This is a genomic window from Leptolyngbya sp. FACHB-60 (assembly GCF_014695775.1).
Lineage (GTDB): Bacteria > Cyanobacteriota > Cyanobacteriia > Phormidesmidales > Phormidesmidaceae > Nodosilinea.
Genome location: NZ_JACJOX010000022.1, coordinates 14,583 through 39,110, shown reverse-complemented (window position 1 = coordinate 39,110; position 24,528 = coordinate 14,583). Strand labels below are relative to the sequence as shown.

26 protein-coding genes are annotated in these 24,528 nt (G+C 57.0%); 15 read left to right on the top strand and 11 right to left on the bottom strand.

All coding sequences use genetic code 11. The features are described 5' to 3' along the window. The first annotated feature begins 44 nt into the window (after positions 1-44). Positions 45-248: a hypothetical protein gene (locus H6F57_RS08165; protein WP_190628785.1), complete on the top strand. Its 204-nt coding sequence runs from the start codon at positions 45-47 to the stop codon at positions 246-248. Between the two features lie 40 nt (positions 249-288). Here the strand turns inward: H6F57_RS08165 and trpD are convergent, their stop codons facing one another. Continuing rightward, positions 289-1,347, bottom strand: a complete 1,059-nt coding sequence (trpD, locus tag H6F57_RS08160; protein ID WP_190628844.1) for an anthranilate phosphoribosyltransferase — start codon at positions 1,345-1,347, stop codon at positions 289-291. Between the two features lie 351 nt (positions 1,348-1,698). On the opposite strand from trpD, the gene H6F57_RS08155 reads away from it, so the two are divergent. Continuing rightward, a complete protein-coding gene (locus H6F57_RS08155; protein WP_190628787.1) occupies positions 1,699-2,106 on the top strand; it encodes a nuclear transport factor 2 family protein in 408 nt (135 codons plus the stop codon). 10 nt (positions 2,107-2,116) lie between these two features. Here the strand turns inward: H6F57_RS08155 and H6F57_RS08150 are convergent, their stop codons facing one another. The 4 genes from H6F57_RS08150 to H6F57_RS08135 all read right to left on the bottom strand — a co-directional run bounded on the left by H6F57_RS08150 (position 2,117) and on the right by H6F57_RS08135 (position 5,159). Beyond that, positions 2,117-2,563: a hypothetical protein gene (locus H6F57_RS08150; RefSeq protein WP_190628789.1), complete on the bottom strand. Its 447-nt coding sequence runs from the start codon at positions 2,561-2,563 to the stop codon at positions 2,117-2,119. 215 nt (positions 2,564-2,778) lie between these two features. After that, positions 2,779-4,476 (bottom strand): glycoside hydrolase family 3 N-terminal domain-containing protein, encoded by a 1,698-nt coding sequence (locus tag H6F57_RS08145; RefSeq protein ID WP_313933619.1) that lies wholly within the window; start codon positions 4,474-4,476, stop codon positions 2,779-2,781. A 5-nt stretch (positions 4,477-4,481) separates the two neighbouring features. After that, complete coding sequence (rbfA, locus tag H6F57_RS08140; protein ID WP_190628790.1) at positions 4,482-4,934, bottom strand: 30S ribosome-binding factor RbfA; 453 nt, start codon at positions 4,932-4,934, stop codon at positions 4,482-4,484. A gap of 27 nt (positions 4,935-4,961) precedes the next feature. Beyond that, positions 4,962-5,159, bottom strand: coding sequence for a DUF751 family protein (locus H6F57_RS08135; RefSeq protein WP_190628792.1), 198 nt, complete (start codon positions 5,157-5,159; stop codon positions 4,962-4,964). A gap of 168 nt (positions 5,160-5,327) precedes the next feature. Between H6F57_RS08135 and H6F57_RS08130 the strand changes: the two genes are divergently transcribed. Next, a complete protein-coding gene (locus tag H6F57_RS08130) occupies positions 5,328-6,170 on the top strand; it encodes a DNA adenine methylase (protein WP_190628794.1) in 843 nt (280 codons plus the stop codon). A gap of 82 nt (positions 6,171-6,252) precedes the next feature. Further along, positions 6,253-6,981, top strand: coding sequence for an EcsC family protein (locus H6F57_RS27525; protein WP_199289806.1), 729 nt, complete (start codon positions 6,253-6,255; stop codon positions 6,979-6,981). A 73-nt stretch (positions 6,982-7,054) separates the two neighbouring features. Here the strand turns inward: H6F57_RS27525 and H6F57_RS08120 are convergent, their stop codons facing one another. Continuing rightward, on the bottom strand, positions 7,055-7,531 hold the full coding sequence (locus H6F57_RS08120; protein WP_190628795.1) for a CRR6 family NdhI maturation factor: 477 nt from the start codon (positions 7,529-7,531) through the stop codon (positions 7,055-7,057). Positions 7,532-8,084: 553 nt separating this feature from the next. Between H6F57_RS08120 and H6F57_RS08115 the strand changes: the two genes are divergently transcribed. The 3 genes from H6F57_RS08115 to H6F57_RS08105 all read left to right on the top strand — a co-directional run bounded on the left by H6F57_RS08115 (position 8,085) and on the right by H6F57_RS08105 (position 11,767). Continuing rightward, on the top strand, positions 8,085-9,428 hold the full coding sequence (locus H6F57_RS08115; protein ID WP_190628797.1) for a hypothetical protein: 1,344 nt from the start codon (positions 8,085-8,087) through the stop codon (positions 9,426-9,428). A 537-nt stretch (positions 9,429-9,965) separates the two neighbouring features. Beyond that, a complete protein-coding gene (locus H6F57_RS08110; protein WP_190628799.1) occupies positions 9,966-10,592 on the top strand; it encodes a sigma-70 family RNA polymerase sigma factor in 627 nt (208 codons plus the stop codon). A gap of 242 nt (positions 10,593-10,834) precedes the next feature. Further along, a complete protein-coding gene (locus tag H6F57_RS08105) occupies positions 10,835-11,767 on the top strand; it encodes an MBL fold metallo-hydrolase (RefSeq protein WP_190628801.1) in 933 nt (310 codons plus the stop codon). Here the strand turns inward: H6F57_RS08105 and H6F57_RS08100 are convergent. From H6F57_RS08100 to H6F57_RS08080, 5 genes are all read right to left on the bottom strand, one after another. Then, positions 11,764-12,441 carry an SH3 domain-containing protein gene (locus H6F57_RS08100; RefSeq protein ID WP_190628803.1) on the bottom strand — a complete coding sequence of 226 codons (678 nt, stop codon included), beginning with the start codon at positions 12,439-12,441 and terminating at the stop codon, positions 11,764-11,766. The genes H6F57_RS08105 and H6F57_RS08100 overlap by 4 nt on opposite strands. A 112-nt stretch (positions 12,442-12,553) precedes the next feature. Further along, complete coding sequence (locus H6F57_RS08095) at positions 12,554-13,654, bottom strand: ABC transporter ATP-binding protein (protein ID WP_190628804.1); 1,101 nt, start codon at positions 13,652-13,654, stop codon at positions 12,554-12,556. 179 nt (positions 13,655-13,833) lie between these two features. After that, a complete protein-coding gene (locus H6F57_RS08090; RefSeq protein WP_190628806.1) occupies positions 13,834-14,403 on the bottom strand; it encodes a hypothetical protein in 570 nt (189 codons plus the stop codon). A gap of 78 nt (positions 14,404-14,481) precedes the next feature. Further along, positions 14,482-14,919, bottom strand: coding sequence for a DUF4079 family protein (locus H6F57_RS08085; RefSeq protein WP_190628808.1), 438 nt, complete (start codon positions 14,917-14,919; stop codon positions 14,482-14,484). A 138-nt stretch (positions 14,920-15,057) separates the two neighbouring features. Beyond that, positions 15,058-15,423, bottom strand: coding sequence for a DUF1830 domain-containing protein (locus tag H6F57_RS08080; RefSeq protein ID WP_190628809.1), 366 nt, complete (start codon positions 15,421-15,423; stop codon positions 15,058-15,060). A gap of 430 nt (positions 15,424-15,853) precedes the next feature. Between H6F57_RS08080 and H6F57_RS08075 the strand changes: the two genes are divergently transcribed. From H6F57_RS08075 to H6F57_RS08040, 8 genes are all read left to right on the top strand, one after another. Then, positions 15,854-17,449 (top strand): photosystem II high light acclimation radical SAM protein, encoded by a 1,596-nt coding sequence (locus H6F57_RS08075; RefSeq protein ID WP_190628811.1) that lies wholly within the window; start codon positions 15,854-15,856, stop codon positions 17,447-17,449. A gap of 69 nt (positions 17,450-17,518) precedes the next feature. Continuing rightward, positions 17,519-18,880 (top strand): DICT sensory domain-containing protein, encoded by a 1,362-nt coding sequence (locus tag H6F57_RS08070; RefSeq protein WP_313933615.1) that lies wholly within the window; start codon positions 17,519-17,521, stop codon positions 18,878-18,880. A gap of 37 nt (positions 18,881-18,917) precedes the next feature. Continuing rightward, the gene (locus H6F57_RS08065; RefSeq protein WP_190628847.1) at positions 18,918-19,550 is read left to right on the top strand and encodes a pentapeptide repeat-containing protein; all 633 of its coding nucleotides are present in this window, start codon (positions 18,918-18,920) and stop codon (positions 19,548-19,550) included. Between the two features lie 165 nt (positions 19,551-19,715). Further along, positions 19,716-20,378, top strand: coding sequence for an arsenical resistance protein ArsH (arsH, locus tag H6F57_RS08060; protein ID WP_190628814.1), 663 nt, complete (start codon positions 19,716-19,718; stop codon positions 20,376-20,378). 24 nt (positions 20,379-20,402) lie between these two features. Then, complete coding sequence (locus H6F57_RS08055; protein WP_190628816.1) at positions 20,403-20,813, top strand: hypothetical protein; 411 nt, start codon at positions 20,403-20,405, stop codon at positions 20,811-20,813. A 456-nt stretch (positions 20,814-21,269) separates the two neighbouring features. Further along, positions 21,270-22,991 carry a DUF3352 domain-containing protein gene (locus H6F57_RS08050; protein WP_190628818.1) on the top strand — a complete coding sequence of 574 codons (1,722 nt, stop codon included), beginning with the start codon at positions 21,270-21,272 and terminating at the stop codon, positions 22,989-22,991. Between the two features lie 10 nt (positions 22,992-23,001). Beyond that, positions 23,002-24,090, top strand: coding sequence for a glycerate kinase (locus tag H6F57_RS08045; protein ID WP_190628819.1), 1,089 nt, complete (start codon positions 23,002-23,004; stop codon positions 24,088-24,090). A gap of 61 nt (positions 24,091-24,151) precedes the next feature. Continuing rightward, entirely contained in the window at positions 24,152-24,478 is a 327-nt protein-coding gene (locus H6F57_RS08040; RefSeq protein ID WP_190628821.1) for an STAS domain-containing protein, read from the top strand. Positions 24,479-24,528 lie beyond the last annotated feature (50 nt).

The following is a 24,528-nucleotide window of genomic DNA, read 5'->3' as shown; positions in this document are numbered from 1 at the left end:
CGCATCCAGTCTTTTGATCCAAAATCGCCACTTCAAAATCCACGATGCCTGACTCCTCTTCCCACTTCACCCCCGACGAGCTAGAGCACTGGCGCTTTGGGTTGGCTCAGGCCAATTTGAACAATATTCTTTGCCACTGCCGCGACTGCGACGAGACTTGGATGGCCTCGGACGACGAAAATATTGCCTGCGCCTGCGGCAGCCGTCGGGTCGAGCACATCCCCTGCTGGCAATTCCCTGACGGCTGACAGTTCTGTTGACTAAGCGGAGTCGAAGCTAGCAGAAACCTTAAGCGAGGAACATCACTAGGGCTTGCAGTTTGTCCCATGCGGCCCCGCTGGCCAGAATGTCTTGGGCCAGGCTGATGCCCTCGGCAATGGAGTCTTCTAAGCTATCCCCATGAACCTTTTCGCCCACTTTCAGCGCCAGGGCCGCGTTCAACGCCACCACATCTCGTTGGGCTTGGGTGCCTTTGCCCTGGAGAACAGCGGTCAGAATGGCGGTGTTTTCATCCACCTCGCCGCCACGCAGGGCGTTGAGGGGAGCAGCCGCTAAGCCTAGAGCCTGAGGATCGATTACGGCACTCGTGACCTGGCCGTTCTCAACTACCGAGATATCAGTTTTGTCGCCCAGCCCGGCTTCATCCAGCCGCTCGCGGCCGTGGAGCACGATCGCCTGGGGAATGCCCAGCTGGTTTAGCGCCCCAGCCATGGCGGGCACTACGGCCACGTCGTAAACGCCAATTACTTGGCCAGTGGGCTGTAGCGGATTTACCAGTGGCCCCAGCAGGTTAAACACCGTGCGCACCTTGAGGGCGCTGCGCAGGGGGGCCACCGCTTTCATCGCCGGGTGCCAGCCTCGGGCGAATAAAAAGGTGACGCCCACCTCATCTAGCGCCGCCTTGACCCGCTCGGGATTGGCCCCCAGGTTGACGCCGAGGGCTTCGAGCACATCGGCCGACCCCACCTTGCTAGAGGCGGAGCGGTTGCCGTGCTTGGCCACCCGCACCCCTGCTGCCGCCGCGACAAACGCGACGCAGGTGGAAATATTAAAAGTGTGAGCCCCATCGCCGCCGGTGCCGCAGGTGTCGATGCAGGGGGTGAGATGGTGAATTTTGCCTTCGCCCCCGAGAGACTGCCCCTGGAGCACCCGCGCCATGCCCGCCAGCTCATCGGCGGAGACGCCCTTGGCCTGGAGCACCGCTAGCAGCCCGCCCGACACCACCTCGGGAATGTCTTCGCTGAGCCAGCCGCGCATCAGGGTTTCGGCCTCATCCTGGCTGAGCGATTCCCCTAGAATGAGGCGTTGCAAAAGGGCTGACCAGTCTTGAGCGGTGGCAACGGGCATGGCTTGGGTCACAGCTGAGCTTGGGAGTAAAGGACAGATCGGCAAATTAGCCCCCCTATTTTCTCCCAGAACGTTCGTTTGCGGGCGATCGCTCCTTCTGAAACGCTGTAGCAAACGAACAAAGATAGAAAAGCGAAAAATGAAAAAATGCCCGATGGGCCTGAATCCCCGTATTTTGGGCCGCTCTAGCTCAAGCTTTACCGGCTGTGGCCAATTCCTTGGCTCAGAACCGCGATCGGGCGATCGCAGAGTGCCCCTAGGGAACTCAATTTTTATTTGCTCTGTCAAGGGATAGACGCTCTACCTGGTTTAGCCCCGTATCGTAAAACTATTCATCTCTGGAGGATGACTATGGCCACTCGCACCGCTGAAGCACCCCTAAACCTAGGGACGGTGTCCTCTGCCGTTGACGGATACTTTGCGGGCTTCAACGCTGAAGACTACCGCGCTGTAGCGGCCCTGTTTGCAGCCGATGGGGTTCTGCTAGCTCCTTTTGAAGAACCGATTGTAGGGGCCGAGGCCATTTACACTTACCTGCAAGCTGAAGCCGTCTCTATGCGCGCTACGCCGGCCGAGGTTGAGAGTGAAATGGACGCTGACGGCACCCAATGCGTAGTGGTCAAAGGTCATGTCAAGACGCTGCTGTTCACTGTCAGCGTGCGCTGGACGTTTGCGCTGACGGCGGCGGACACTATTCAGTCGGCTGAAATCAAGCTGATGGCGTCGCTGCAAGAGCTAATTCAGCTCGATCGCGATTAGGGCCAGTGCCCTAGGCGGCTCTAGGCACCGATGGCTGACCCCAGGCGGCAGTGAGCAGCGATCGCCCCAGATTCAAATGCTGGGGCGCACATTGCCAGTCGGGGTGAGCCGTCAACAGCAGCGATTCTAGCGATTCGGTGTCGAATAGGTGCCACACCTCGGCCTCGGTCAAACAATCGGCGATCGCGTAGCAATTTTCGGCCACGCAGTGAATTGTGAGGCGATCGCTCAATCCAGTGGGCAGGATCAGTTCTTGACCAATTGCTAAGCTTCTGAAGTTGCGAATCGCCTGCTTAAAGGCCTCTTCGCTCTGGGTCGCGAACCCTGACATCACCCGCAGCGATCGCGGGTCACCGTTGACGCCGATCCAGTAGCGACGCAGCGGGTCAATACCTTTGAGCCAGGGTGACTCGTCATCGAGGCAATAGCGGGGCGCTTGGGATAGCTCAGAGAACATGACTGCACCAAAAGGTAGCAAGCGATACATTCAGCATGGTGTAACTGCCCAGGTTTGCTCAATGCAGAGCAATGAAAATATAGAAATCTGACACGACCCTTTACGTTCGCTGATGAATAGCAGCGGGGACGCAGCAGTAAAGAAGAGCGAAAGTTGAAGAACGAAAACCCGCTGACAACACCTGCTCAGTGCAAGTCCGGCTTAGATCTACCAAACTAGTCGGTGAACTCTCGGCTGGTGACGGTTGTCAAAGGCTCTGGCAGCAGGGCAGGCAAAATCAAGTTCTGGGCCAGGGGCATTTGCCCATAGGTAAAGCCGTGGGGCACCTGCTCTAGGTAGGGTCGTAGCTGCTCTAGGGCATAGGGGCTACCGTAGACCACAACTCCGCGCAGCAGCTGGGCCGATCGCAACGTCTCTAGCCAAGTCGTCGCTAGCTGTAGGAGTTGGGCGGAACCGCGAAAGGGGTTACCCCGCACAAAAATTTGCACTAGGCTAGGCCGCAGGCCATGCTCAGCCGATCCATTCCCTTTATCCTGGGGCCAATGCTGGCATCCCTGGGTAGCAACCAGCTTGAGGTGGTAGTGGTGGCGCTGGGGCCAGGTGAGGGCCGCCGCCGTGGGCTCTAAAAAGCGACAGCTGACCACGTCATCGACAATCACAATATTGTCGCCAGGGGTGGTGGCAGTGGCAGGAGTGATTTGTCCTCGCACCGTCATTGATGCGGTGAGTATGTTGGCAGCAAGCTGACGCGTCGCGGGCTGGGCCACGGCGGCTAAGTTCACCGGGGGCGGTGGCAGGTGCTCCCAGGCATGGCCAGCCCCGTCGGGCAGCAAGGCCGGAGCCGCCTTTTGCTTGGCCCGCCAAAGGCGTTCCACACTGGCCGTGATGCGCTCTGGGTCGATGCGCCCTAGATTCACGGCTTCTACTACCGCTGCGATCGCCCCTTCAGGATCACCGGGCATGAGCAGCACGTCGGCTCCGGCTTCCACCGCTAGCACCGCCGCTTCGTAGGGGCCGTAGGTGTTGGCGATCGCCCCCATAATCAGAGCGTCGGTCACAATCAGCCCATCAAAACTCATCTCCTGGCGCAGCAGCCCGGTGAGGGTGGCGGGCGAAAGGGTGGCGGGCAGGCGGGCATCTAAGGCAGGAATTTGGAGATGCGCCGTCATGACGCTATCCACCCCGGCCGCGATCGCAGCTCGAAACGGTGCCAGCTCTAGATCTCTGAGGCGATCGAGGCTGTGGGGCAGCACCGGCAGATCGAGGTGGGAGTCGGTAGCGGTGTCGCCGTGACCCGGGAAATGCTTGGCGGCGGTGAGCACCGGCTGGGTCTGTGCTCCGCGAATAAAGGCCTGGGTCAAGGCGCTAACTCGCTCTACCCCATCGCCAAAGGCCCGCACGTTAATCACCGGGTTGGCGGGGTTGTTGTTGACATCCACTACCGGGGCCAGTACCCAGTTGAGACCGATCGCCAGCGCTTCGGCGGCAGTGGCAGCACCAAAGGCCTCGGCGTAGGCCAGGGCGGCGGTGAGGTCGCGATCGGCCACTGCCGACAGCGTCATCGGCGGCGGAAACCAGGTGGCCCCACTGAAGCGCTGACCCACTCCCTCTTCCACATCGGCGGCAATCAGCAGCGGAATGCGGACCTGGGTCTGAAGCGTCTGGGTTTTGAGCCCGACTTCGGCGGCGCTGCCCCCGAGCAAAATCACCCCGCCAACGCCCAGTTCTTCGACATAGCGGGTGAGCGTCGCGCTGTCGGCTTCCCAATCGGGGTAGCGAATTTCGTGGTCAAACAGGTGGCCCGAGGCGCGCACCACCACCATTTGGGCCACTTGTTTTGCCAGGGATAAGCCTTCAATGGCGGGCAGCCGGGCCGAGGTGTTTATCCCAGAGGGCCAGTCGTTGACTCTCACCCGGTTCACTCTTCCTCATCTCCGGGGATGGGTTCATCGGGGGAAGCGGCCTCGGGGGTGGCTGCGTCATCCTCAAAAAACTCGTCGGTTAAGCCCTTTGCAGCCCGCTCTTGGCTGAGCTGGTTGATTAAGTTCAACACATTGGTGCCGCGCTCCATGCCCACATCTTCTTTAAAGATGATTTCGGGGGTGCGTCGCAGCCGCAGCCGCTGGCCCAGTTCGCTGCGCACAAAGCCGGTGGCGGCGTGGAGGCCCTCCATGGTTTCAGCTTTGGCCTCGGGGGTGCCATAGATGCTGACAAACACCTTGGCGTGTTGTAGGTCGCCCGACACATCGACATCGGTAACGCTGACCATGCCGGCCCCCACGCGGTCATCTTTGATGTCGAGCATCACCATCTGGCTAATTTCTCGTTTGATGAGAGAAGCCACCCGCTCAACGCGACGATTATTTGGCATCGGTCTGTACTCCTGAAGGTGACGTCATTAACCTAGGCCCAGCATTGCCCGCATGGTAAAGGTGAGAAACAAAAAGCCAGCCACCACGGCACCAATCAGCGCGATCGCCGTGGTAGGCCGCTTGAGCAGCGGCACTAGGGGCTGGGCAGCGTTGAGAAATACCCCCAGGGTGAAGGAAATAAAGTAGCGCGGATAGCGAGAGATATTGTCAAAGAAATCTTTCATAGTGTCAGACCGGGGGCTTTAGGGGCCAATGCGCGCAAAGCCCAGCGCACTGACTCTGAATTTAACTCGTTTTACATCCTAACCCACGACAAAAGGGTGTTGCTCCGGCTGAGCTTTGCTATAGTTGGGGAATTCTTTAAACAAGTACATTTGATCTCAGGCAGTTCTGTGACAGTTGCCCTCTCTGCACCCCCGACGCTACACGCGCGCCCTTTTCTCAAATGGGCGGGCGGCAAGGGTCGTTTGCTCAGTCAGTACGAGCCGTTTTTGCCCACGGCCATCGACACTTATTACGAGCCGTTTTTGGGCGGTGGGGCGATGTTCTTTCACCTGGTGGGGCGGGCGCGGCGGTCGGTGCTGGGGGATATTAACCCCGAGTTGGTCAACGTTTACTGCTGCGTGCGCGATCGGGTCGAACCGCTGATTCGCCACCTGTGGGATCATCAGCGCCGCCACAGCCCCGATTACTACTACCAGGTGCGCCAGCGGCAAAACTTGCGATCGCCTGTGGAACGCGCTGCCCGCCTGATCTACCTCAATAAAACCTGCTACAACGGCCTCTACCGCGAAAATTCCCAGGGGCATTTCAACGTGCCGGTGGGCAGTTACAAAAACCCCACCATCTGCGATCCATCGCTGCTGCGGGCGGCCTCAGCGGCGCTGCAAACCGCTGAGATTCAAACTTTTTCGTTTGAAACGTTGCTAGAGCGATCGCTCTCCCCTGGCGACTTTGTCTACTTTGACCCGCCCTACCATCCCCTCAGTTCTACCAGCAGCTTTACGGGCTACAGTCGCTACGGCTTTACCGGGGCCGACCAAGAGCGCCTGGCGACGGTGTTTCGCACCTTAGCTAATCAGGGGCAGCGGGTGATGCTGTCAAACTCTGACTGCGAGTTTATCCGCGAGCTCTACCAGGGGTTTACGATGCACTCGATTTTGGCGGCGCGGGCGATTAACTCCCGTGCCGGACGCCGAGGCAAAATCGGTGAGCTTTTAATTACGCCCCTTTGACCTTGCTTAGGACGGATGCAGCGCCTCTGCAAAATCAGCTATCCAATTGATATAACGCTACGCGATCCAGAGGCGACTTTTCGTGACGACCCCATCCCCCAGCGGCAATTCAAATTACCAGACCCACGACACCTTTCAAGCCGTAACCCAGGTGATGCAGGCCGTCGTCACGGTGCTGGATAACATGACTGCCAACACTGGCAATGCTGTGTTGTCGAGACTTCAGCCTTTTTTAGAGCCGGTGATGGCCACCGTAGGCAGCGTGGTCGGCCCGATTGCCACTTTGCCCTTCATTCAATACGCCACGGCGGTCCCCGGCATGAGGGTGCTGCTAGCGGCGCTGGGTCAGGTAAATGTGGTAGAGGTGCGAGCGCAGGTGGATGAACTCCGTCAGCAGTACCCTCAAGAGAACAAGCGCACCCTGGCCCAGCGGGTGATGGCCGAAACCGCCTTCAAAGCCGCTGGCGTAGGCTTGGCTACCAACTTTGTGCCCCCTGTGGCCTTTGCTCTCACCCTGGTTGATATCGGTGCGGTCGCAGCCCTTCAAGCCAATATGATCTACCGCATTGCCACCATCTACGGCTATTCGCCCACCGACAACGATCGCCGTGGCGAAGTGCTAGCGATCTGGCTGCTGTCATCGACCACCAGTGGCATGGTCAAATCGGGGCTGAGCATTGTGGAGCTGGTTCCGGGTCTGGGTGCTGTGCTGGGTATTGCCACCGACGCATCGCTAATCTACAGCGTCGGCTACTTTGCCTGCCGCTACTACGAAACCAAGCGATCGGCTCCCACCGAAATCTTGGTGTAAGTCATGGTTTAAGGTGCAGGGCCGCACCTCAGGCCTTGAACCTTGAACCCAAAACCTTTCCCCATTTTTTTCCTTAGGCCAGCAGCTCAAACAACCCATCATCAATCTCGTAGCCCAGCATCTGGGTCATAAACTTTAGTCGGGTGTACTGGGTCATGCCTTGCCCCTTGAGCCAGGCGGCGATGACAAAAATCTTCGCCATCATAAAAATTTCTAGCCCCTCCGGGTTGTAGCGAATGCCCTCGGTAGGGCTGAACTGATGGGGCACCAGCATCGCGGCATAGCGCCCTAGCTCGCCTGCCTCCCAGTCTAAAACCAGGGGCAACCAAGGGTAATGGGTATCTAGGCGAATAAACCACAGCCTCACCTCCGGCAGCTCTGACAGCTCACGGGGGTCGGAGGGATCGCGGTTGATATCAACAACAAACCGTAGCCCAAGCTCGCCGGTGAGCACCTTGCCTTCCGCTAGCAGTGGCTCAATCACCTCCCAAGCCGGGGTCAGGTCGAGGGTTTGCAGATGAGATTCGTGCAGGGTAATGGTATGAGCCATGGGGCAGCCAAATCGCGATGACAGAAGTACTGCCTATTGTCGCAGAGGGTGGCCCGCTCTGCTCTGAGTTTGCTTAACCGTACAGGACCACACCTAAAGAACAGGTTGGAAGAACGGCTGTGGAGTTCTAAATGGCGCGATCGCTGACCAATGCCGACACTTACGGAACCATGGCTCGAACAGTTAACCCCTTTGGCCATGCCTTGCCGCCGATCGCATCTTAGCCATCATCAAATTCGTTCTTCTAGCCGCCAGGCCGCGCCGTTGTGAGGCATGAGGTATCGATGTCACCATAGACTGACAATGGGCGACGACCGAGTAAATCTGCTGGTAGTTAGGGCTTGTTTGCGGTTTTATAGGGCTAGAACAACGGATTTAGAGGGACTGAGGCAAATAGGTTCGAGCGGCTAGCGTGAAGAGCGGCGGGTGGTTCTGTCGTAGAGTCACACGGTCGTCTTTGGAGAACCACGGGTCTTCGTCGGGAAACTTCACGCTTCATGAAAACTTGATGCCGTTACATTAGAACTTAATCGCTGGTCATCTACCCAGAGTCATGCCGTCTCACCCTCCGTCAGAAACGCAGCAGTTTAACCATGATGTGCAGCTTCTGCTTAAACCCAACAACCCCCATGCGCGATCGCTACTAGCCTTTATCAAGCGCACCATCCAGCAGTTTGGGCTGCAAGCTCACATTACCGAAATCGACATTTTCGTCGAAGCCTATCTGCGCGGCGTTCGATACACTCAGCAAAATCAGGAGCACATTCGCCAGCCCAAGGCGTGGATGCGGCGCACGGCCTACAACATCATTCGCGAGTGCAAGCGCGATCGCCAGCGGTATTCGGCAGTGGCCTTTAACGAACTGATGGAGCAGGCCCCCCTCCGGGAAACTAGCTCTGCTGAGGTCGATGACAGGGTGATTGCCCAGTCCATTGCCTCTGTCTTGCAGGCCTTTGATGCCCTGTCGCCGGGTGAGCTCAACCTGATTCAATGGAAGGTGCTTGAAGGGCTGAGTTGGGGCGAGGTACAAAGCCGTTTGATTGCCGAAGGCGAAGAGCAGGTATCTCTGGCGACGTTGCACACATGGGGACAGAGGGCTCTAGAAAAATTACAGCAAGCTTACTTCGCTATTAGCAATCAACTTTTTGGATCATCTGAACTAGCACTTGAGTCTATAAACGATCCATCTAGTTACCCCAATGAATACCAATCACACCTTGAAATTCAAACAAGAACAGCTTTTCTTGGAAGATTAGGGAGAAGTATACAGGAAACATCCCAGTTAGATAACACCTTTGGAAATGACATAAGCTCAGCTCCCAGCAATAAAAGTAATGTTTCTTGGGAAATAACCCTTGAAGGAAAACTTTCAGGCACATCAGCAGACTATCAACTGATAGAGGCTGTAGTTACGCAATTAAAATGGCAGTCTGGAGATGATTCCCTAACTCTTATTCGGTTTAGAGATGGAAGCATCGTTATAGAGCTTGATGGTTCAGCTGAGGGATATAAGATCATCGAATTTCTAATCATGTCAGGTCAACTAACTAATGTCCTTGGACTCAAAGTCAAAAAAGTTGAGCTTGTAAATGATTTTTCTGACAAAGAAAAAGGAGTTCCTAGTATTCAAGAATACATCTTTACAAAACATGAAAATTACACTCCATGTGCAGTGCCCAAAGAACGATCCGAAATATATGGTTTTTTGAGCAATCTGCCCTCACATCAGCTTAGTGAAGTAGTTTTTCACATAAATCCACCTCGAGGAAACTTGCCACGATCAGATGCTTCGACGGGAGAGCGCGTAGCTGCCTTGCTAGATTGGGTAGAGAGCCCTATAGGGCCAGGCATAGAAACTTTAATAGACCTATTGAAAACAGTTTTGAATCGTCGGTGAGAACGCAAAAAGTTGTTATCTTATTTAGATGGTAAATATCCAAATTGATCAATTAATTGACTCGAAAATATTCTCAAAACGTGTTTTTCTGCTCACAAACTATCTCTTATATGAACACCCAAATCCCTCAGCTAATCAGAGGAGTAAAGCATTGCAGCTTGATGGAAAGTTTGAACGGTGTAAAGGGTAATCTAGTATCCTGGATTCAAGGATTTTTATCTTGATCGGAAAAGTTTAAAGCTCCCTTGCTTCGCTTATTAAAGGATGAATTAGTAGAAGGAATGCACGAAGTTATAGCAGTTTTATATTTATTTTCTCAGCTTTGACCAACTCTGAATTCTGTATCAGATACTCTGTTTTGAAATCTGAGAATAGTTCGTTGAGTCAGTTGGTGCATCAATATTAGTGCTTAGCTCCATGAGCGATGCTATAGCTTCTCCTACGAAGAGGCACAGAAATCTACCAGTAAAGCTGACTTTCATGAAAACATGATGCGGTTACACTTAGAACTTAACCGCTGGTCATCTACCCAGAGTTATGCCGTCTCACCCTCCGTCAGAAACGCAGCAGTTTAACCATGATGTGCAGCTTCTGCTTAAACCCAACAACCCCCATGCGCGATCGCTACTAGCCTTTATTAAGCGCACCATCCAGCAGTTTGGGCTGCAAGCTCACATTACCGAAATCGACATTTTCGTCGAAGCCTATCTGCGCGGCGTTCGATACACTCAGCAAAATCAGGAGCACATTCGCCAGCCCAAGGCGTGGATGCGGCGCACGGCCTACAACATCATTCGCGAGTGCAAGCGCGATCGCCAGCGCTATCTAGCGGTGGCGTTTGATGAACTGATGGAGCAAGAGGCCGCTGGCGGTGGCCCGACGGCGGTTGATGACGAAACGATTGCAAATGCTATTGCCTCAGTGCTGCAAGCCCTCGCCGCTCTGTCGCCGGGCGATCGCAACCTGATTCAGTGGAAGGTGGTTGAAGGCTTAACCTGGCCCCAGGTGCAAGCAAAGCTGGTGGCAGCCGGCGAAGAGTGGGCATCTCTGGCGACACTACGCAAGCGTGGGCAGCGCGCCCTAGAACGACTACGGCATGCGTACCACCTTTTTGCTGGTGAACCTGACGACGATTTGCCCAATCCTCCCGATTTGATGCCGTAGTTCGCCGCGAACAGGCAAAATTTCTCCTCAGCTGGGTTTGAAATCGGTTAAATGGCTGAATCTTTACCCTGGGGCGGGCCGTCAGGGAAACTGGCTGGGGATACTAAATTCGATCTGGAGAGTAAACTAATTGAAGCTCTCATGAGGGATCCTCTACAGGCGTGACGAAACCACCCTCTAAGTTTGGCGTCGGGGTGCATCGCATGAATCGCCGTCTAAACTTGGTGAAACGTTGAATTTGCATGGCCAATATTGTTAGCCCTTCCGATGCCCTGTTTACTGCTCAGCCTGGAGCTGCATCCCAGCCTGGAGACGCTGCCCCAGCGCAGGCCTTTCGGCTGACCTTTTGGGGAGTGCGCGGCAATATTCCGGCACCAGGGGCAGACACGGTGCGCTACGGCGGCAACACGGCCTGCGTTGAGGTGCAGGTGGGCGGTCACCGGCTGATTTTTGACGGCGGTACCGGCCTTTGGGTGCTGGGTCGCCACCTCATGGCCCAAGAGCAGCCCGTGGCTGCCCACCTCTTCTTTACCCACACCCAGTGGGATCGAATTCAGGGCTTTCCCTTCTTTGCCCCGGCGTTTGCCCCGGCGACTCAGCTCGATATCTACGGTGCCCAGGCTCTCAATGGAGCTTCCATTAAGCAGCGCCTCACGGAGCAGATGCTGCGGCCCAACTTTTCTAAGCCGTTGCAAACGATGGCCGCCGCAATGACCTTTCACAACATTGCGGCAGGAGACGCGATCGCTCTGGGCGATGTTTTGGTAGAACCCTGGGGCCTGAACCGCCACACTAGCGCCCTGGGCTACCGGGTCAGCTGGGGCGATCGCGTGCTGGTCTATGCCACCGATACCGACCCAAACCAGCCCAGCGTTGACCCCAATCTGCTGATGTTGGCCAGCGGGGCAGACGTCTTAATCTTTGATGGCACCTACGCCGATGCGGCCTACTCAGACCCCAACGGGGCTGGCTTGGCACCCTGGCACCTGGGCATTGAGGTGGCCCAGGCGAGCCAGGTTAAGCACTTAGTGCTGTTTCACCACAACCCATGCCACAGCGACGATCAGCTCGATCAGCTAGAGCGTCAGGTGCAGGCCAGTTTTGCCCAAGCCAGCCTAGCTCGCGAGGGCATGACGTTAGAACTCGTTTCTGAATCAGCTGGGTCACCAGCTTAGGTTGGTTGAAGCAGGTCGCCCCGCACCCAGCCGGTGGTGCCTTCGTAGTTGACTTGATACCAGATAAAGCCGTCCGCTGGGTTTCCTCCCCGATCGAGTACATCCACGACGGCGCGACGGGGAGCTGTGCTTAGGATGGTGCTGCCCAGACGCGGGGCCGATCGCAGCCGAGCCGCTTCAGCCGATAGCACGATCGCTGAGGTGCCAGGGGCAAAGTTGTTGCCGCGAAAGTCGGTAGAGCCTGAAGAGACCCCGACCACGGTATTAAAACCAGGCTCTTTGAGCACAACGCTGCCGTTGGCGGCAATTATCTCCAGCTCGGTCTCGCCTAATACATTGATGCGGGCAAAGCGCTGGGCCTCGCCTCCGGCTCTATAGACCGTCTGGTCGCGGGTGCTGGGCACGAGCTGCGTGGGGGCAGCCCGCAGCTCTACTACATCGGTAGCCTTGTTGTAGAGATTCATAAACAGACCGTTGCCGCTGCGATAGACGCGCACCACCATAGATTCGGTCTCAAACAGCAGCACTGTTTCGATGCTGCCTGCCTGGGCCAGCCAGGTTTCCGGTAGGGGTGATGCGGCTGGGGGCACTGGGGCCGCGGCCAGGATAGGGGTAGCGGTCAGCAGCGCTAACGGGGCCAGCAATAGGCAAGCGCGTTGAAAAACCCAATTCATGGAATCACCTGAAACGACAAGACAGGGGGCTAGAGCAGCACAAAACCGCTCGCAGGATCTAAGCGTAACCATACTGCAAAACGCTGGAGCTGGGCGGTATAGGGGGCGATCGCTACCGAGGGGAGGGAACCGAAAGCGGGCTGTGTGCCCCACGAGCTTGGGGAGTGTAGAGACGCAGCCGCTGCGATGGCACCGTGATCTGAACTCGACTGCCGACATCGATCGCGTTCGTCATGGGTAGTCGAGCGTAGAGCAGCTGCCCCGAGGGGGTTTGCAGACAGTACTTATACTCGCGGCCTAGAAACTGGCGATCGCGCACCACCACCACACCCTGGGCATCCTCTACCAGAGCCATATCTTCTTGGCGCACCATCAGGTCAGCCTGGGCGGTCTCAGCACTGGTGGTTCCAAAGCAGCCCACCTCGGTTTGCCAACCCTGGGGGCTGGGTTGGGCGGGCAAGAAGTTGGCTTGGGTAACAAATTCGGCGACAAAACGTGAGGCGGGCTGGCCGTAGACGGCCTCTGGCGTATCAATTTGCTCTAGCTGACCCTGGTGCATGACGGCAACGCGATCGGCTAGGGCTAGGGCTTCTTCCTGGTCGTGGGTGACGAAGACGCAGGAAGCCCCTACCTGGCGCAAAATGTCGCGCACCTCCTGGCGCAGGTACAGACGCACCTGCACGTCCAGGTTGCTAAAGGGTTCATCCAGCAAAATGATCGCCGGACGCGGGGCCAGGGCACGGGCTAAAGCCACCCGTTGCTGCTGTCCCCCCGACAACTCGTGGGGAAAGCGATGCGCTAGGGTTTCTAGCCCTACTAGGGCGATCGCCTCAGCGGTGCGCTGCTGGAGATCAGAGGTAGCTGACCGCCCTTTGCGATCGCGTCGCTGGAGGCCAAAAGCGACATTCTGCTCCACTGTCAGGTGGGGAAATAGGGCGTAGTCCTGAAAGACTATGCCCACATCGCGGCGTTCGGGTGGTAGCCAGGTTGTCCCGCCCACGGGCTGGCTGCCTAGATAGAGGGTGCCCCTGTCAGGTTTTTCAAATCCTGCAATCAACCGCAGCAGGGTAGTTTTGCCGCAGCCTGACGGTCCCAACAGCCCCAAAATTTCTCCCTGCCCCAGGCTGAGGCTGACCTGGTCTACTGCCGGGGGAAGTTGGGAGCTATAGCGTTTCGTAATGGCATCAAGGCGAAGAATAGGCGGTGGGGTCATAGCCTGGGTTGATAGCGCAGCGATCGCAGAGCCGCAGACAGCGCAATAATAATTGGCAAATACTCTGGGTTTAATATACCGCCCGATGGGCGATCGCCCAGTTTACTGCGGTGCGGTACACAGGCTGCTGCACTTAATTAGTAACGCTATTTCACGGCAAGCTCGGCACCAGCGATCGCTTAACCCATTTGCAGCGCTGTGGTAATCGTCCAGCCGTCAACTAGCAGCAGCAGGAGGGTAAACCCCAGCAAAATAAAGTACATCCAGGGCTGAGCCAGGGGTTTGATGTCTTGAGTGTCGAGATCGGTATAGGTTTCAACCAGGCCCAGTAAACGGGCAAAGCCCGCCACCCGCATTGGCAACAGGTAAGCCTGCTGATCGGCCCCAACGAAGTAATATACAATGCCCCCCTGCCCAGTCGAGCGGGGTTTTAACGCCTGAGCTTCGTGCCACGGCAGCTGCCACCCGCCACGAAACAGCCAGCGAATCCACACCGGGTAAGCTACGCGAATGCCGTTGCTATCGACCTCAACCTGCTGACCCAGCGCGCCATAAATCCCCAGGCCGCCTAGCCCAATACCAACTGCTAGTACCATGGGTGATACCGCCGCGTCGGTAGCCTGAGCCAAAAATGGTAGAGGCCCCATCAGTGCCAGGTAGAGCAGCAGCAGCGTTAGGCGAATCAGCGGTGAAATATGAAAGACTTGGGTCTCCGGGGGGGCAGCAGCCGAAGGCGAATACTCAACCATACCAATGCAAGACCAGCTCAAAGGATACAACCCCTTACGTCTAGCTCTGAGCTGGCTAGACGTAAAGGATTTACCCCTTTAAGGTAGATACTTTTGCACCACCTGCCAACCAGATAGCCCAGCGGCCGCCAGCGCTACCCCAAGAGCACTGTTGAGGGTGACATGGAGCGATCGCGCCCAGGGTCGTTCCATAGAGATACGGCTAGCGCTCCAGGCCGAAGCCAGCACCAGTCCTACCACCGTCAACCCAAACAGCAGGTGGAATGAATGGCCCAACCGACCATACTCCCCCAGCGTGCCAATCACCCCAATGGCGAGCAGCACCAAGACTAGGACTACTGCCCCTGTACCCATGACAATATGCAGCGGTCGCAGCCAGGACGATCGCTCTTGATCGTTAGATCGCGTGTAAAACAACACCCCACCCGTAACGGCTAGCAAAAAATAGGCCGTCAGCGTGAGGCCCATAGACCAGGCGGCAATCCGCCACAGCCACAAAAATGAAGGTAAATTCACGGCGCTTTCCCAAATGTCACCAATAGCTGTGCCCTGGTGGCATAAAGGTCGAACCTCTAACCTTCAAACCGCTAGCTACTGCCAAACGCTATCGCGATAAGCCAGAGCTCAGCGCACCACCCAATTCAGTCTACCGAACTAGCTGACGGGTGAAATAGCTACTGCGGTTGCAGGCTCACTTAGGGGGGCTGCTAATGGACTCGCCTCAAGCTCATCACCTGAGGCGGTCTCAAAACCCGCGGGTTCTGGGGCATCGATCTGTAACCGTTCACAAGGGATGCTGTCCGACAAAATGGCGCTGGCCATCATGCCCGTATGAATCTCTAGGAGAGCCTTAGGAACAGTTTCAAAAAGCAGCCGCTGCCCCGGAAACACGACCCGCTCGAAGTACCAATCGGGCACGTTGGTTATGCGAGCGATCTGAATCTTACTGGTGGCATTGACATAGCAGCAGAGCACCTGGCTCTGGCCATCGGAGGGAAGGGGATCAAGAATTTGTGCCATTGATGCTTTACGGCAATACTGCAAGAATCACTCGCAAAGCGTAACACCTAGCGATCCCCGGCTGCTGTAAAGGCGACTACCAACCCCCACAGCACCTTAACTATTCAAAATAATTGAACACAGTGCTTTATATTTCGCAACTGCTGAGTTTTAGCCCAGGGCTACTGTCCGTCGCCATCCCCTAACTCAAACTCCAAGGCATTCTTGAGAACTGCGTATAAAGCGTTGCGGAGAAAATCTTAACAGTGTTTTTATACCACGATTCCGCGATCTCAGATCGGCCTTGTTTCACCAGCTGGGGCCTACGCCGCCACCATCGGTAGAATCGCCCCGACGAGTTCCCGGTTTGCTGAAGAGGAGATTTGTCAGCTTTCCCTATCCTGAGAAGAAGACGGTGTTATCGTGAAGATATATGTCAAGCCTGAGAAGCATGCCCTCTACTACCGCCAGCCAGGCCCGTGTGCTCTACGTGCGGCTGCCCTGTAACCCCATCTTCCCCATCGGGGTGGTTTACCTGGCCGACCATGTGCACAAACTGTTTCCCCATTTAGAACAGCAAATTTTTGATCTAGGGGCCGTGCCGCCCCTTGACTACGGCGCTGCCCTCGATCGCTGCATTGACGACTTTAAGCCCACCCTGCTGGTGTTCTCCTGGCGGGATATTCAGATTTTTGCCCCCGTGGGCGGCCGTGGCGGCAACCCGCTGCAAAACGCCTTTGAGTTTTTCTACGCCCGCAATCTCCTCTTAAAGGCACGAGGAGCTTTAGGTGGTCTGCGCATGGCCACTACGTATCTAGCTGAGCTGTGGCGTAACCAAGGATTGATCAAGCGCGGCTTTAAGCGGGCCCAGCGCTATTCTCAAAACGTCACCACCGTTGTGGGTGGCGGTGCGGTGAGTGTGTTCTACGAGCAGCTCAACAACCGATTGCCCAAGGGCACGATCATTTCCGTGGGCGAAGGGGAAATGCTGCTAGAGCGGATCCTGCGGGGCGAAGATTTTACTGATCAGCGCTGCTACATTGCTGGGGAGACGACGCCGCGCGATCGCCTCATCCATGAAGAGCCCGCCCCGCTCGAAAAAACCGCCTGCAATTACGACTATATCGAGGGCATCTGGCCGGAGTTTGACTACTACCTGCAAGACCAGGACTTCTATGTTGGCGTGCAAACCAAGCGGGGCTGCCCCCACAACTGCTGCTACTGCATCTACACGGTGGTCGAGGGCAAGCAGGTGCGCATCAACCCCGCCGAGGAGGTGGTGGCCGAAATGCAGCAGCTCTACAAGCGGGGAGTGCGCAATTTTTGGTTTACCGATGCTCAGTTCATCCCCGCTCGCCGGTTTATGAAGGATGCCGAAGAGCTGCTGGAGAAAATTCTCGACGCGGGCATGACCGACATCCACTGGGCCGCCTACATTCGCGCCGACAATTTGACGCCCAAGCTTTGCAAGCTGATGGCCGACACCGGCATGAACTATTTTGAGATTGGCATCACCAGCGGTTCGCAAGAGCTAGTGCGCAAAATGCGTATGGGCTACAACCTGCGCACGGTGCTGCAAAACTGCAAAGACCTCAAGGCGGCAGGTTTTAACGACCTGGTGTCGGTTAACTACTCCTTTAATGTGATTGACGAGCGACCCGAGACCATTCGTCAAACCTTGGCCTATCACCGTGCCCTAGAAGAGGTGTTTGGCCGCGACAAGGTGGAGCCGGCAATTTTCTTCATTGGCCTTCAGCCCCACACTCACCTGGAGGAGTACGCCTTCGAGAAAGACATGCTCAAGCGCGACTACAACCCCCTCGATATTCACCTGCCCTGGGTGTCGAAAAAGCTGTTGTGGAATCCAGAACCGCTGGGATCGTTCTTTGGGGAGGTGTGTTTGTCGGCCTGGCAGCGCAACCCCGACGACTTTGGTCGCGAGGTCATGGACATCTTGGAAGAGCGCTTGGGGCTGGCTCCTTTAGAGGAGGCGTTGAGCGCACCGATTGAGGCTGACCGCCGCCCCTTGGCTGCGTTATCATCCTGAATACAAGGGTTACAGGCAATAGAACTATAGGGGATTGCGATGCTGGAGGGGTCAATATTAAAGCTCTTGGTGGATGGTCGTACTGGTCCAGAGACGACACCACTCAACTATGGCGTCTACTACAAAAACACCCTGGTTGCTCTTTGCCACGCCCTTGAAGATTGCATTTTGACCTCCGGCTCGGCCCCTCTAGTGGTTACAGCCTTTCAGCGAGGCAAGTGGTATTTAGAAGAGGCCGATCGCTACAGCGCGATCGCAGACGCTGCTCAGCAAATTGTGATCATGGCCTCGCCGGAGGCCGGCTTTCACGACCACCCCACCAGTCAGCGCGAGAATGTCGCCCTCGTTGACCTGGCTGACGACGACCCGGTGGCCGAAGAATGGCACCTGATAATTTTTTCTCCCGACTACACCGCTATGGTGCTGTGTCAGGAGCTGTCAGAGTCAGACTACGGCAAGACTGGCATCCCCGAGCACGATCTAGAGCGCAAGTTCTACGGGCTTTGGACCTTTGACTCGGCCTTGGTGAGCGAAGCGGTAGAGCTGGCGATCGCCCATGTGGGCCGCTATAACCCGACCCTTCAAGCGCAGCTAGCTGACCACATGGCTACCCTCAAGCAGCAAAACCCAGCCCTCCGCAATGGCGAGCCTGCGGTTGTGAGCCATACGGTGGCCCAGGTGGTGCACTATCTGCAAAACAGCCGCAACGACCTCCAGGGTAACCTCGCCTTTAACGTGGTTGATGACCTTGACCAAAACCTGCTCTCCAACGAGCTACAGGCGTTTTTGCGCATGGCCCAGCTGGTGGATCTCAGCGATCCAATCAACCCCATGGCTGCCAGCGAAGTGGTGGCGCTTCTAGAAATGATGGGTCAGCTGCTCGACCTGCCCGCTTGGCAGCTCCAGCGGCTGCGCCTAGCAGGCATGCTGCACCGCATTGCCCCAGCTCCCGACCTGGCGGCCATCGCGGACGATGGACCCAGCTGCCCGCTGATTCCTGAGGTGCAGGCGTTGCGACTAATGCCCCGCATGCGGGCGGTGGCCGCCATCATTGCCCACCAGGGCGAATGCTGGGACGGCAGCGGCTACCCGGCTGGCCTGGCCGGCGATGCGGTGCCTTTAGAGTCGCGTATGCTGGCTCTGGTGGCAGAATTTCAGCGCCGGGCGGCCCAGGCTCGCCATGGCAAAGACCCTGCTGAGGTCGACATGACCCCGCTGAGTGAAGTGCTCACTAGCTGCCAGGCCGAGGCCGGTCAGCGGTGGGATCCTAAACTTGTAGAGATTTTAGGGTTAATGGTGATGGGGCTCCAGCAAGGTATGAGCCTGCCCACAATACCGACTAAAATTACTTTGGGGTCGGGGTTGTTAAATCCCGACGTGGCTGACCAAGCTTCGGTCTTTCCCTCCTCCTCTGAACTGCTCCCTCGATAGTGTCCTCCCAGGAATGACCTTTGTGCCCAGCGACTCTATAGATATTGCCGCCCTGCGATTGGGCAAGCTCCGTCACCTGGCCGGGGCTGATTTGGAAGATGAAGACCTCTCTGGCAGTGACTTGGCAGGTATTTACCTGGCTGGGGCCACCCTGGTGGGTGCCAATTTAAGCCGTACCTCCCTGGTTAAAGCTCATTTGGAAGGGGCTAACCTGATGGGAGCCAACCTCATAGGAGCCGACCTGCGGGCAAATTTGTGGGGCGCGAACCTGATGCAGTGTGACATGACTGGAGCCGACCTGCGGGGCGCTAATCTGCGGGGCGCGAACCTGATGGGAGCGCGCCTAGGCGGAGTCAGTCTGGCCGGAGCATTCTTAAGTGGCTGCAACCTCATGGGGGTCAACCTGCAAGGGGTTGACCTGCGGGGAGCCGACCTGCGGGGAGCGAATCTCAGCGATACCAATTTGAAGGGGGCCGACCTTTCCCAGACCGACTTGCAGGGGGCGCGGCTTGACAATGCGAATTTAGAAGAGGCCGATCTCCGTCAGGCCAATTTATCGGGAGCCTCCCTTGGCGGTGCCAATCTGCTCTGCGCTGACCTCTCTAGCACCCAACTTGACGGCGTTAGCCTGACCGGGGCTTGTCTCATCGGCACTCACCTAGATCAGTAGATATCAAACGGTTCGAGGCATTACAACGCTGTCTGCCCATTTTTGGGGCGACGGGATCTTAGGCTGGTGTCTCTGAAACTGCGGCAGGTGCTGCAATAGGTGTTTAATGCCATGGGTGGGTAGTGCGCGAACTAATCTGGGATTTATCGCTAAGGATGAGACCCCATGAGCTTTGACCACAGACCGAGGATTTTATTTCTCTACGGCTCGCTGCGCGATCGCTCCTACAGTCGGCTGCTGGCCGAAGAAGCCGCCAGAATTATTGAGGGCTTCGGGGCTGAGGTGAAGTTCTTTCATCCCCACGATCTGCCCATTCATGGCAGCGTACCCGAGGCTCACCCTAAAGTGCAGGAACTGCGCGATCTGGTGCTGTGGTCGGAGGGGCAGGTGTGGTCTAGCCCCGAGCTGCACGGCAATGTCAGCGGCCTGATGAAACACCAGATCGACTGGATCCCCCTGAGCCTGGGGGCGGTGCGACCCACCCAGGGCAAAACCCTGGCGGTTATGCAGGTGAGCGGCGGGTCTCAATCTTTTAACGCGGTGAACACGCTGCGGGTACTGGGTCGGTGGATGCGGATGTTTACGATTCCCAACCAGTCGTCGGTGCCCAAGGCATATCAGGAATTTAACGACGATGGCACGATGAAAGACTCGGCCTACCGCGATCGGGTTATTGACGTGATGGAAGAACTCTACAAATTCACCCTGCTACTGCGCGATCAAGTGGACTATCTCACCGATCGCCACAGCGAGCGCAAGGCCGAGACTGAAAAGCAGGCCCAAGCCATCGTCAGCCAATCCATCGGCGCTGCCCCTGGCAAAGCCTGAGCACCCTCAAGCGGATTTGGCCCTATGCTCCCATTTCTCCGCCTGCGCTCCAGCGTCGCCCTGTCCCTGGGGGCAGCGGTTCTCACCCTGGCCTTCTCCTGCCAGCCTGTGCCCTCCGCAGACCACAGCAGCGCCATGGATAAAATCGCCTTTGATTTAAGCACTTTGGATGAAAACGGGCTCCATGGACCAACCGACAGCAAGCGATCACTCGACTACGAGTTTTGCATTCCTGCGGGCGGTGCCTACACCCAAGTGGTGAGCGCCATCGATCCTTCCGCGCAGTTTTTTCCGCAAAGCCGAGGGCGCATCGGCTGCGGTGAGGGTGAGGTGCTGACCATCGGCAACACTCATCAGGCCAACCACCAAACCATTTTGATCGAGCTAGCCAACCTCAACTACATCGATCGCATTCAGCCGGTGGATTGGGAATAGCATGCGTGGGCTGTCTGTTGAGACCCCTGAGGGTTCGCTAGAGTTGAGTTATGTTTCTTCCTGGACAGTTTGGAGTATTCCATCACCGCCATTGCTATTAACCTCGAGCCACAAAACTGTAGGCGTAGGGTCACAGTGCCAGGAAATGCGTCATACCGCTGGGTTTGGCCAATTTTAAGGCTAACCATAGCTGAGCTAGGCTTTCGTCATGGTTGAGGGCAGCGGCGATCGCCCTGCTGAGCCCCGGTTGAACCGCTGCTGTGAATTACCAAACTCGGGCAAATTGGCGCGCATTTCTCTCTAACCTCCAGAAACCCAAAAATTTACATTGTTTAATTTCTAAACAGCCCGTTGGCATCCGAGGCATTACGGGTATCGAAGGGCCATACACTAGGGAGAATTAGTCGGCCCGGGCGATCGCGCTACGGGTGTTGTTGGGTTGCAGGCGTGAGGTCAATGAAGTTTCGCTCGTTTATTCGTCCCCTCGCCATTGCCGCCGGACTGGTGCTGGTGCTGGGTTTGGGGCTGCTGTGGCGGTTGACCCTCAACACGCCCCTGTACCTGATTGAGCGCGGCGGGCAGGCTCAGCCGCTGGCGCTTCAGTTTGTGCCCAAGCAGTCGCCCGTCGTCGCCTCGGTGCTGGTGCGCCCCGATCGCCTCGCCAGCCTGTGGGAATATCTGGCTGCCCCCCGCCTGCGCCAGGAGACCCACCGCGATCAAGAACTCATTGAGCAAGCGCTGCTGGCCAACACTGGCCTCAGCTACAGCCGCGACATTCAGCCGTGGCTAGGGGAAGAGGTGACCGCCGCCATGGTGACCCCCGACCTCGACCAAGACCCCACCGATGGCTCTACTCCTGGCTATCTCGTTGCTCTATCCTGCAACGATAGTGCGGCGGCCCAGGCGGCGCTAGAGCTCTACTGGCAAAACCGCGCGATCGCCGGTGATGCCCTCACCTTTGAAGAATTCTCGGGCAACCGCCTGATCTACGCTCGGCGGGTGACTCCACGATCCTCCCGAGAAGAAACCGCTCAGCTAGCTACGGTTTTAGTGGCCAACCGTTATGTACTGGCGGCCAATCACCCTGACGTGCTGCGCCAAGCGCTGACCGCAGCCCAATCTACAGATCTCAATCTTCAAAGCGATCGCCGCTACAAAACTGCTCTGCGAGAGCTGCCCAATCAGCGGGTGGGGCTGTTGGCGCTGAACCTGCCTGCGGTCAGCCAGTGGCTCAACCCTGATAGAAATCCCAATGGGGCAGCCGTGGGACTGGGTAAACTGGGGGCCGCTGATGACCAGGTGGGTTGGGGGCTGATGTCGTGGCAGCTCTCCCGTGAGGGGCTAGTGGGCCATACGGCGCTGCTAGCCGCCCAGGGGCACCGTCTCCATTCTCAGCGAGCTAGGGCAACCGATTGGGAAAACATTGTGCCCTACCTGCCAGATTCCCTAGCGGTGACAGCGGTAGGGTCTGACTTAGCAACCCTGGGGCAGCGATTCAATCCCCTGCTGGCCCTGCTTTCTCCCGCAGGTGAGGGCAGTTTTCCTTTGGCCAAGTTGATTGACGGTGCGCTGGGCCAGGGCGCGATGGATCTTCTCCAGACTGGAGTGGATCGCGCCTATGGGGTGGGATTGGGTACGGCTGAAACCGGATCGCCCGATTGGCTGGTGGTGGCTCCCCAGAGCGAGACATTGACCGCAGCGCTTGATGGGATGACGGCCCTAGCCCAGAAACAGGGCTTGGGGGTTGGGGCTCTCGACCTGCGGGGCACTTCGGCGATCGCCTGGACTCGCCTGGCCTTACCTAAAACGCGAGGGTCACAGCCTTTGCAGGTGGTGGCTGAGGTGGCGGGCCTGTATGCCCAGGTCGATCAGTACGAGGCGCTGGCTGCCTCCCCCGCCACGCTGGATGCGGTGATTCGCCCCACTGTTGTACCTCGGCAGTACCCGGTCTGGTGGCCGCAGGTGGCCCAGGTGCCTGGCCCCAGCACCGGCTATGTTCATATTGACTGGCCACAGATTCAGGCTGGCTTAGCGACCCAGCTGCCCCGATGGCGGCTGTGGAGCGCGGCGGCCCAGCCTGCCCTCAAGCATCTACGGCAGATTACGCTAGTCAGTGGCGATCGCAGCGATGCGATGCAGACCGGCAGCATTCTGGTGCAGCTCAGCAACCAATCGTGACGATGTAGTGATGGCAGACCCGACAACCCCGACGGATTTCGCGATCGCGCCTCTGCTCGCCGCTTACCTAGCGGGTAGTGCTCTTGATGATGCCCAGCGTCAGCAGCTGCTGGCGTGGGAGCTGGCTGACCCCCGACGGGCCGCTGCCTGGGGCATCACCGCCGAGAACGGCGCGGCACAAATTGAGGAACGCCTGGGCTGGCTACAGGCTCTGGTGGCCCATCACGATGCTTTGCCGCTGCCCCCGGCCCCCATGGAGCACTACCTGGAGCTGTACTGGCGGCTGTGGCTGCCCCTGGCTCTGATCCTCAAACAGGCTCGCGAAGCCCAGGCTGGCCCGCTAATTCAGGGGGTGCTTGGCGGGCAGGGAACGGGAAAAACTACCCTGACTCTGATCCTGCGGCACATTTTACAGGTGATGGGTTATCGGGCTGTGGGCCTTTCCATTGATGACCTTTACAAGACCTACCGCGATCGCCAGGCGCTAATTCAGGTTGACCCAAGATTGCGGTGGCGCGGGCCACCGGGCACCCATGACATCGACCTGGGGCTGGCCACCCTGACCCAAATTCGAGCAGCGGGGGCGGGTGAGGCTGTGGCCCTGCCCCGGTTCGACAAATCGCTGCACGGCGGCGAAGGCGATCGCACTGACCCAGAGTGGGTGCAGGATGTGGATATTTTGCTGTTTGAGGGCTGGTTCTTGGGGGCGCGCCCCATTGACCCGGCTCAGTTTGACCAGGCTCCAGAGCCCATTGTCACCCCAGCCGACCGCCAGTTTGCCCGCGACATGAACGCTGAACTGGCCACCTACCTGCCCCTGTGGGACTGTCTCGATCGACTGATGGTGCTGTGCCCAGCCGACTACCGCCTGAGCAAACAGTGGCGCAAAGACGCCGAACACCAGATGAAGGCCCAGGGCAAAACCGGCATGAGCGATGCCACCATTGATGCATTTGTGGAGTATTTCTGGTGTGCCCTGCACCCGGAGCTATTTATTGCTGCCCTCAAGCGTGATGGCGAACACGTTAACCTAGTGGTAGAAATCGACCGCGATCGCACCCCCAGGGCCATATACTCTCCAGCATTGGCTATTATTTAGCTAATGGGTTGAGTTGCTGTCTACCAAACAGTTGTTAATTTTGGAATAATGATTTTTTATTATGAATTCTAACGTTCAAGTTATTGAGCCTACCGGTATTTTAGATAGCACCAAAGCCGAAGAGTTTCGCACCTCTACGGAGGCATTGCTCGATGAAGGGGTTGAGGTTATTTTAGTTGATCTAAAAGACATTACTTTTGTCGACAGCTCGGGTCTAGGCACGCTGGTTGTGTTGCTTAAAAAGGCGCGATCGCTCAACCGTAGCTTCTGCCTTTGCTCTATGAACGACCAGGTCCGCATGCTGTTTGAACTTACCAGCATGGATCGGGTGTTTGAAATTTACGAAAACCGTCAGGACTTTGAAGATGCCAAGCTCAAAGTGTCTTAAAGCCCAACGTTAAATTGATGCCGATTCGGCATCAAAAAGAGTGCGAAATT

Bases quoted from the DNA above. Each gene is read 5' to 3' on its own strand.
- H6F57_RS08165 (WP_190628785.1), top strand. From the start codon at position 45: ATGCCTGACTCCTCTTCCCACTTCACCCCCGACGAGCTAGAGCACTGG.
- trpD (WP_190628844.1), bottom strand. From the start codon at position 1,347: ATGCCCGTTGCCACCGCTCAAGACTGGTCAGCCCTTTTGCAACGCCTC.
- H6F57_RS08155 (WP_190628787.1), top strand. From the start codon at position 1,699: ATGGCCACTCGCACCGCTGAAGCACCCCTAAACCTAGGGACGGTGTCC.
- H6F57_RS08150 (WP_190628789.1), bottom strand. From the start codon at position 2,563: ATGTTCTCTGAGCTATCCCAAGCGCCCCGCTATTGCCTCGATGACGAG.
- rbfA (WP_190628790.1), bottom strand. From the start codon at position 4,934: ATGCCAAATAATCGTCGCGTTGAGCGGGTGGCTTCTCTCATCAAACGA.
- H6F57_RS08135 (WP_190628792.1), bottom strand. From the start codon at position 5,159: ATGAAAGATTTCTTTGACAATATCTCTCGCTATCCGCGCTACTTTATT.
- H6F57_RS08120 (WP_190628795.1), bottom strand. From the start codon at position 7,531: ATGGCTCATACCATTACCCTGCACGAATCTCATCTGCAAACCCTCGAC.
- H6F57_RS08115 (WP_190628797.1), top strand. From the start codon at position 8,085: ATGCCGTCTCACCCTCCGTCAGAAACGCAGCAGTTTAACCATGATGTG.
- H6F57_RS08110 (WP_190628799.1), top strand. From the start codon at position 9,966: ATGCCGTCTCACCCTCCGTCAGAAACGCAGCAGTTTAACCATGATGTG.
- H6F57_RS08105 (WP_190628801.1), top strand. From the start codon at position 10,835: ATGGCCAATATTGTTAGCCCTTCCGATGCCCTGTTTACTGCTCAGCCT.
- H6F57_RS08100 (WP_190628803.1), bottom strand. From the start codon at position 12,441: ATGAATTGGGTTTTTCAACGCGCTTGCCTATTGCTGGCCCCGTTAGCG.
- H6F57_RS08095 (WP_190628804.1), bottom strand. From the start codon at position 13,654: ATGACCCCACCGCCTATTCTTCGCCTTGATGCCATTACGAAACGCTAT.
- H6F57_RS08090 (WP_190628806.1), bottom strand. From the start codon at position 14,403: ATGGTTGAGTATTCGCCTTCGGCTGCTGCCCCCCCGGAGACCCAAGTC.
- H6F57_RS08080 (WP_190628809.1), bottom strand. From the start codon at position 15,423: ATGGCACAAATTCTTGATCCCCTTCCCTCCGATGGCCAGAGCCAGGTG.
- H6F57_RS08075 (WP_190628811.1), top strand. From the start codon at position 15,854: ATGCCCTCTACTACCGCCAGCCAGGCCCGTGTGCTCTACGTGCGGCTG.
- arsH (WP_190628814.1), top strand. From the start codon at position 19,716: ATGAGCTTTGACCACAGACCGAGGATTTTATTTCTCTACGGCTCGCTG.
- H6F57_RS08055 (WP_190628816.1), top strand. From the start codon at position 20,403: ATGCTCCCATTTCTCCGCCTGCGCTCCAGCGTCGCCCTGTCCCTGGGG.
- H6F57_RS08050 (WP_190628818.1), top strand. From the start codon at position 21,270: ATGAAGTTTCGCTCGTTTATTCGTCCCCTCGCCATTGCCGCCGGACTG.
- H6F57_RS08045 (WP_190628819.1), top strand. From the start codon at position 23,002: ATGGCAGACCCGACAACCCCGACGGATTTCGCGATCGCGCCTCTGCTC.
- H6F57_RS08040 (WP_190628821.1), top strand. From the start codon at position 24,152: ATGAATTCTAACGTTCAAGTTATTGAGCCTACCGGTATTTTAGATAGC.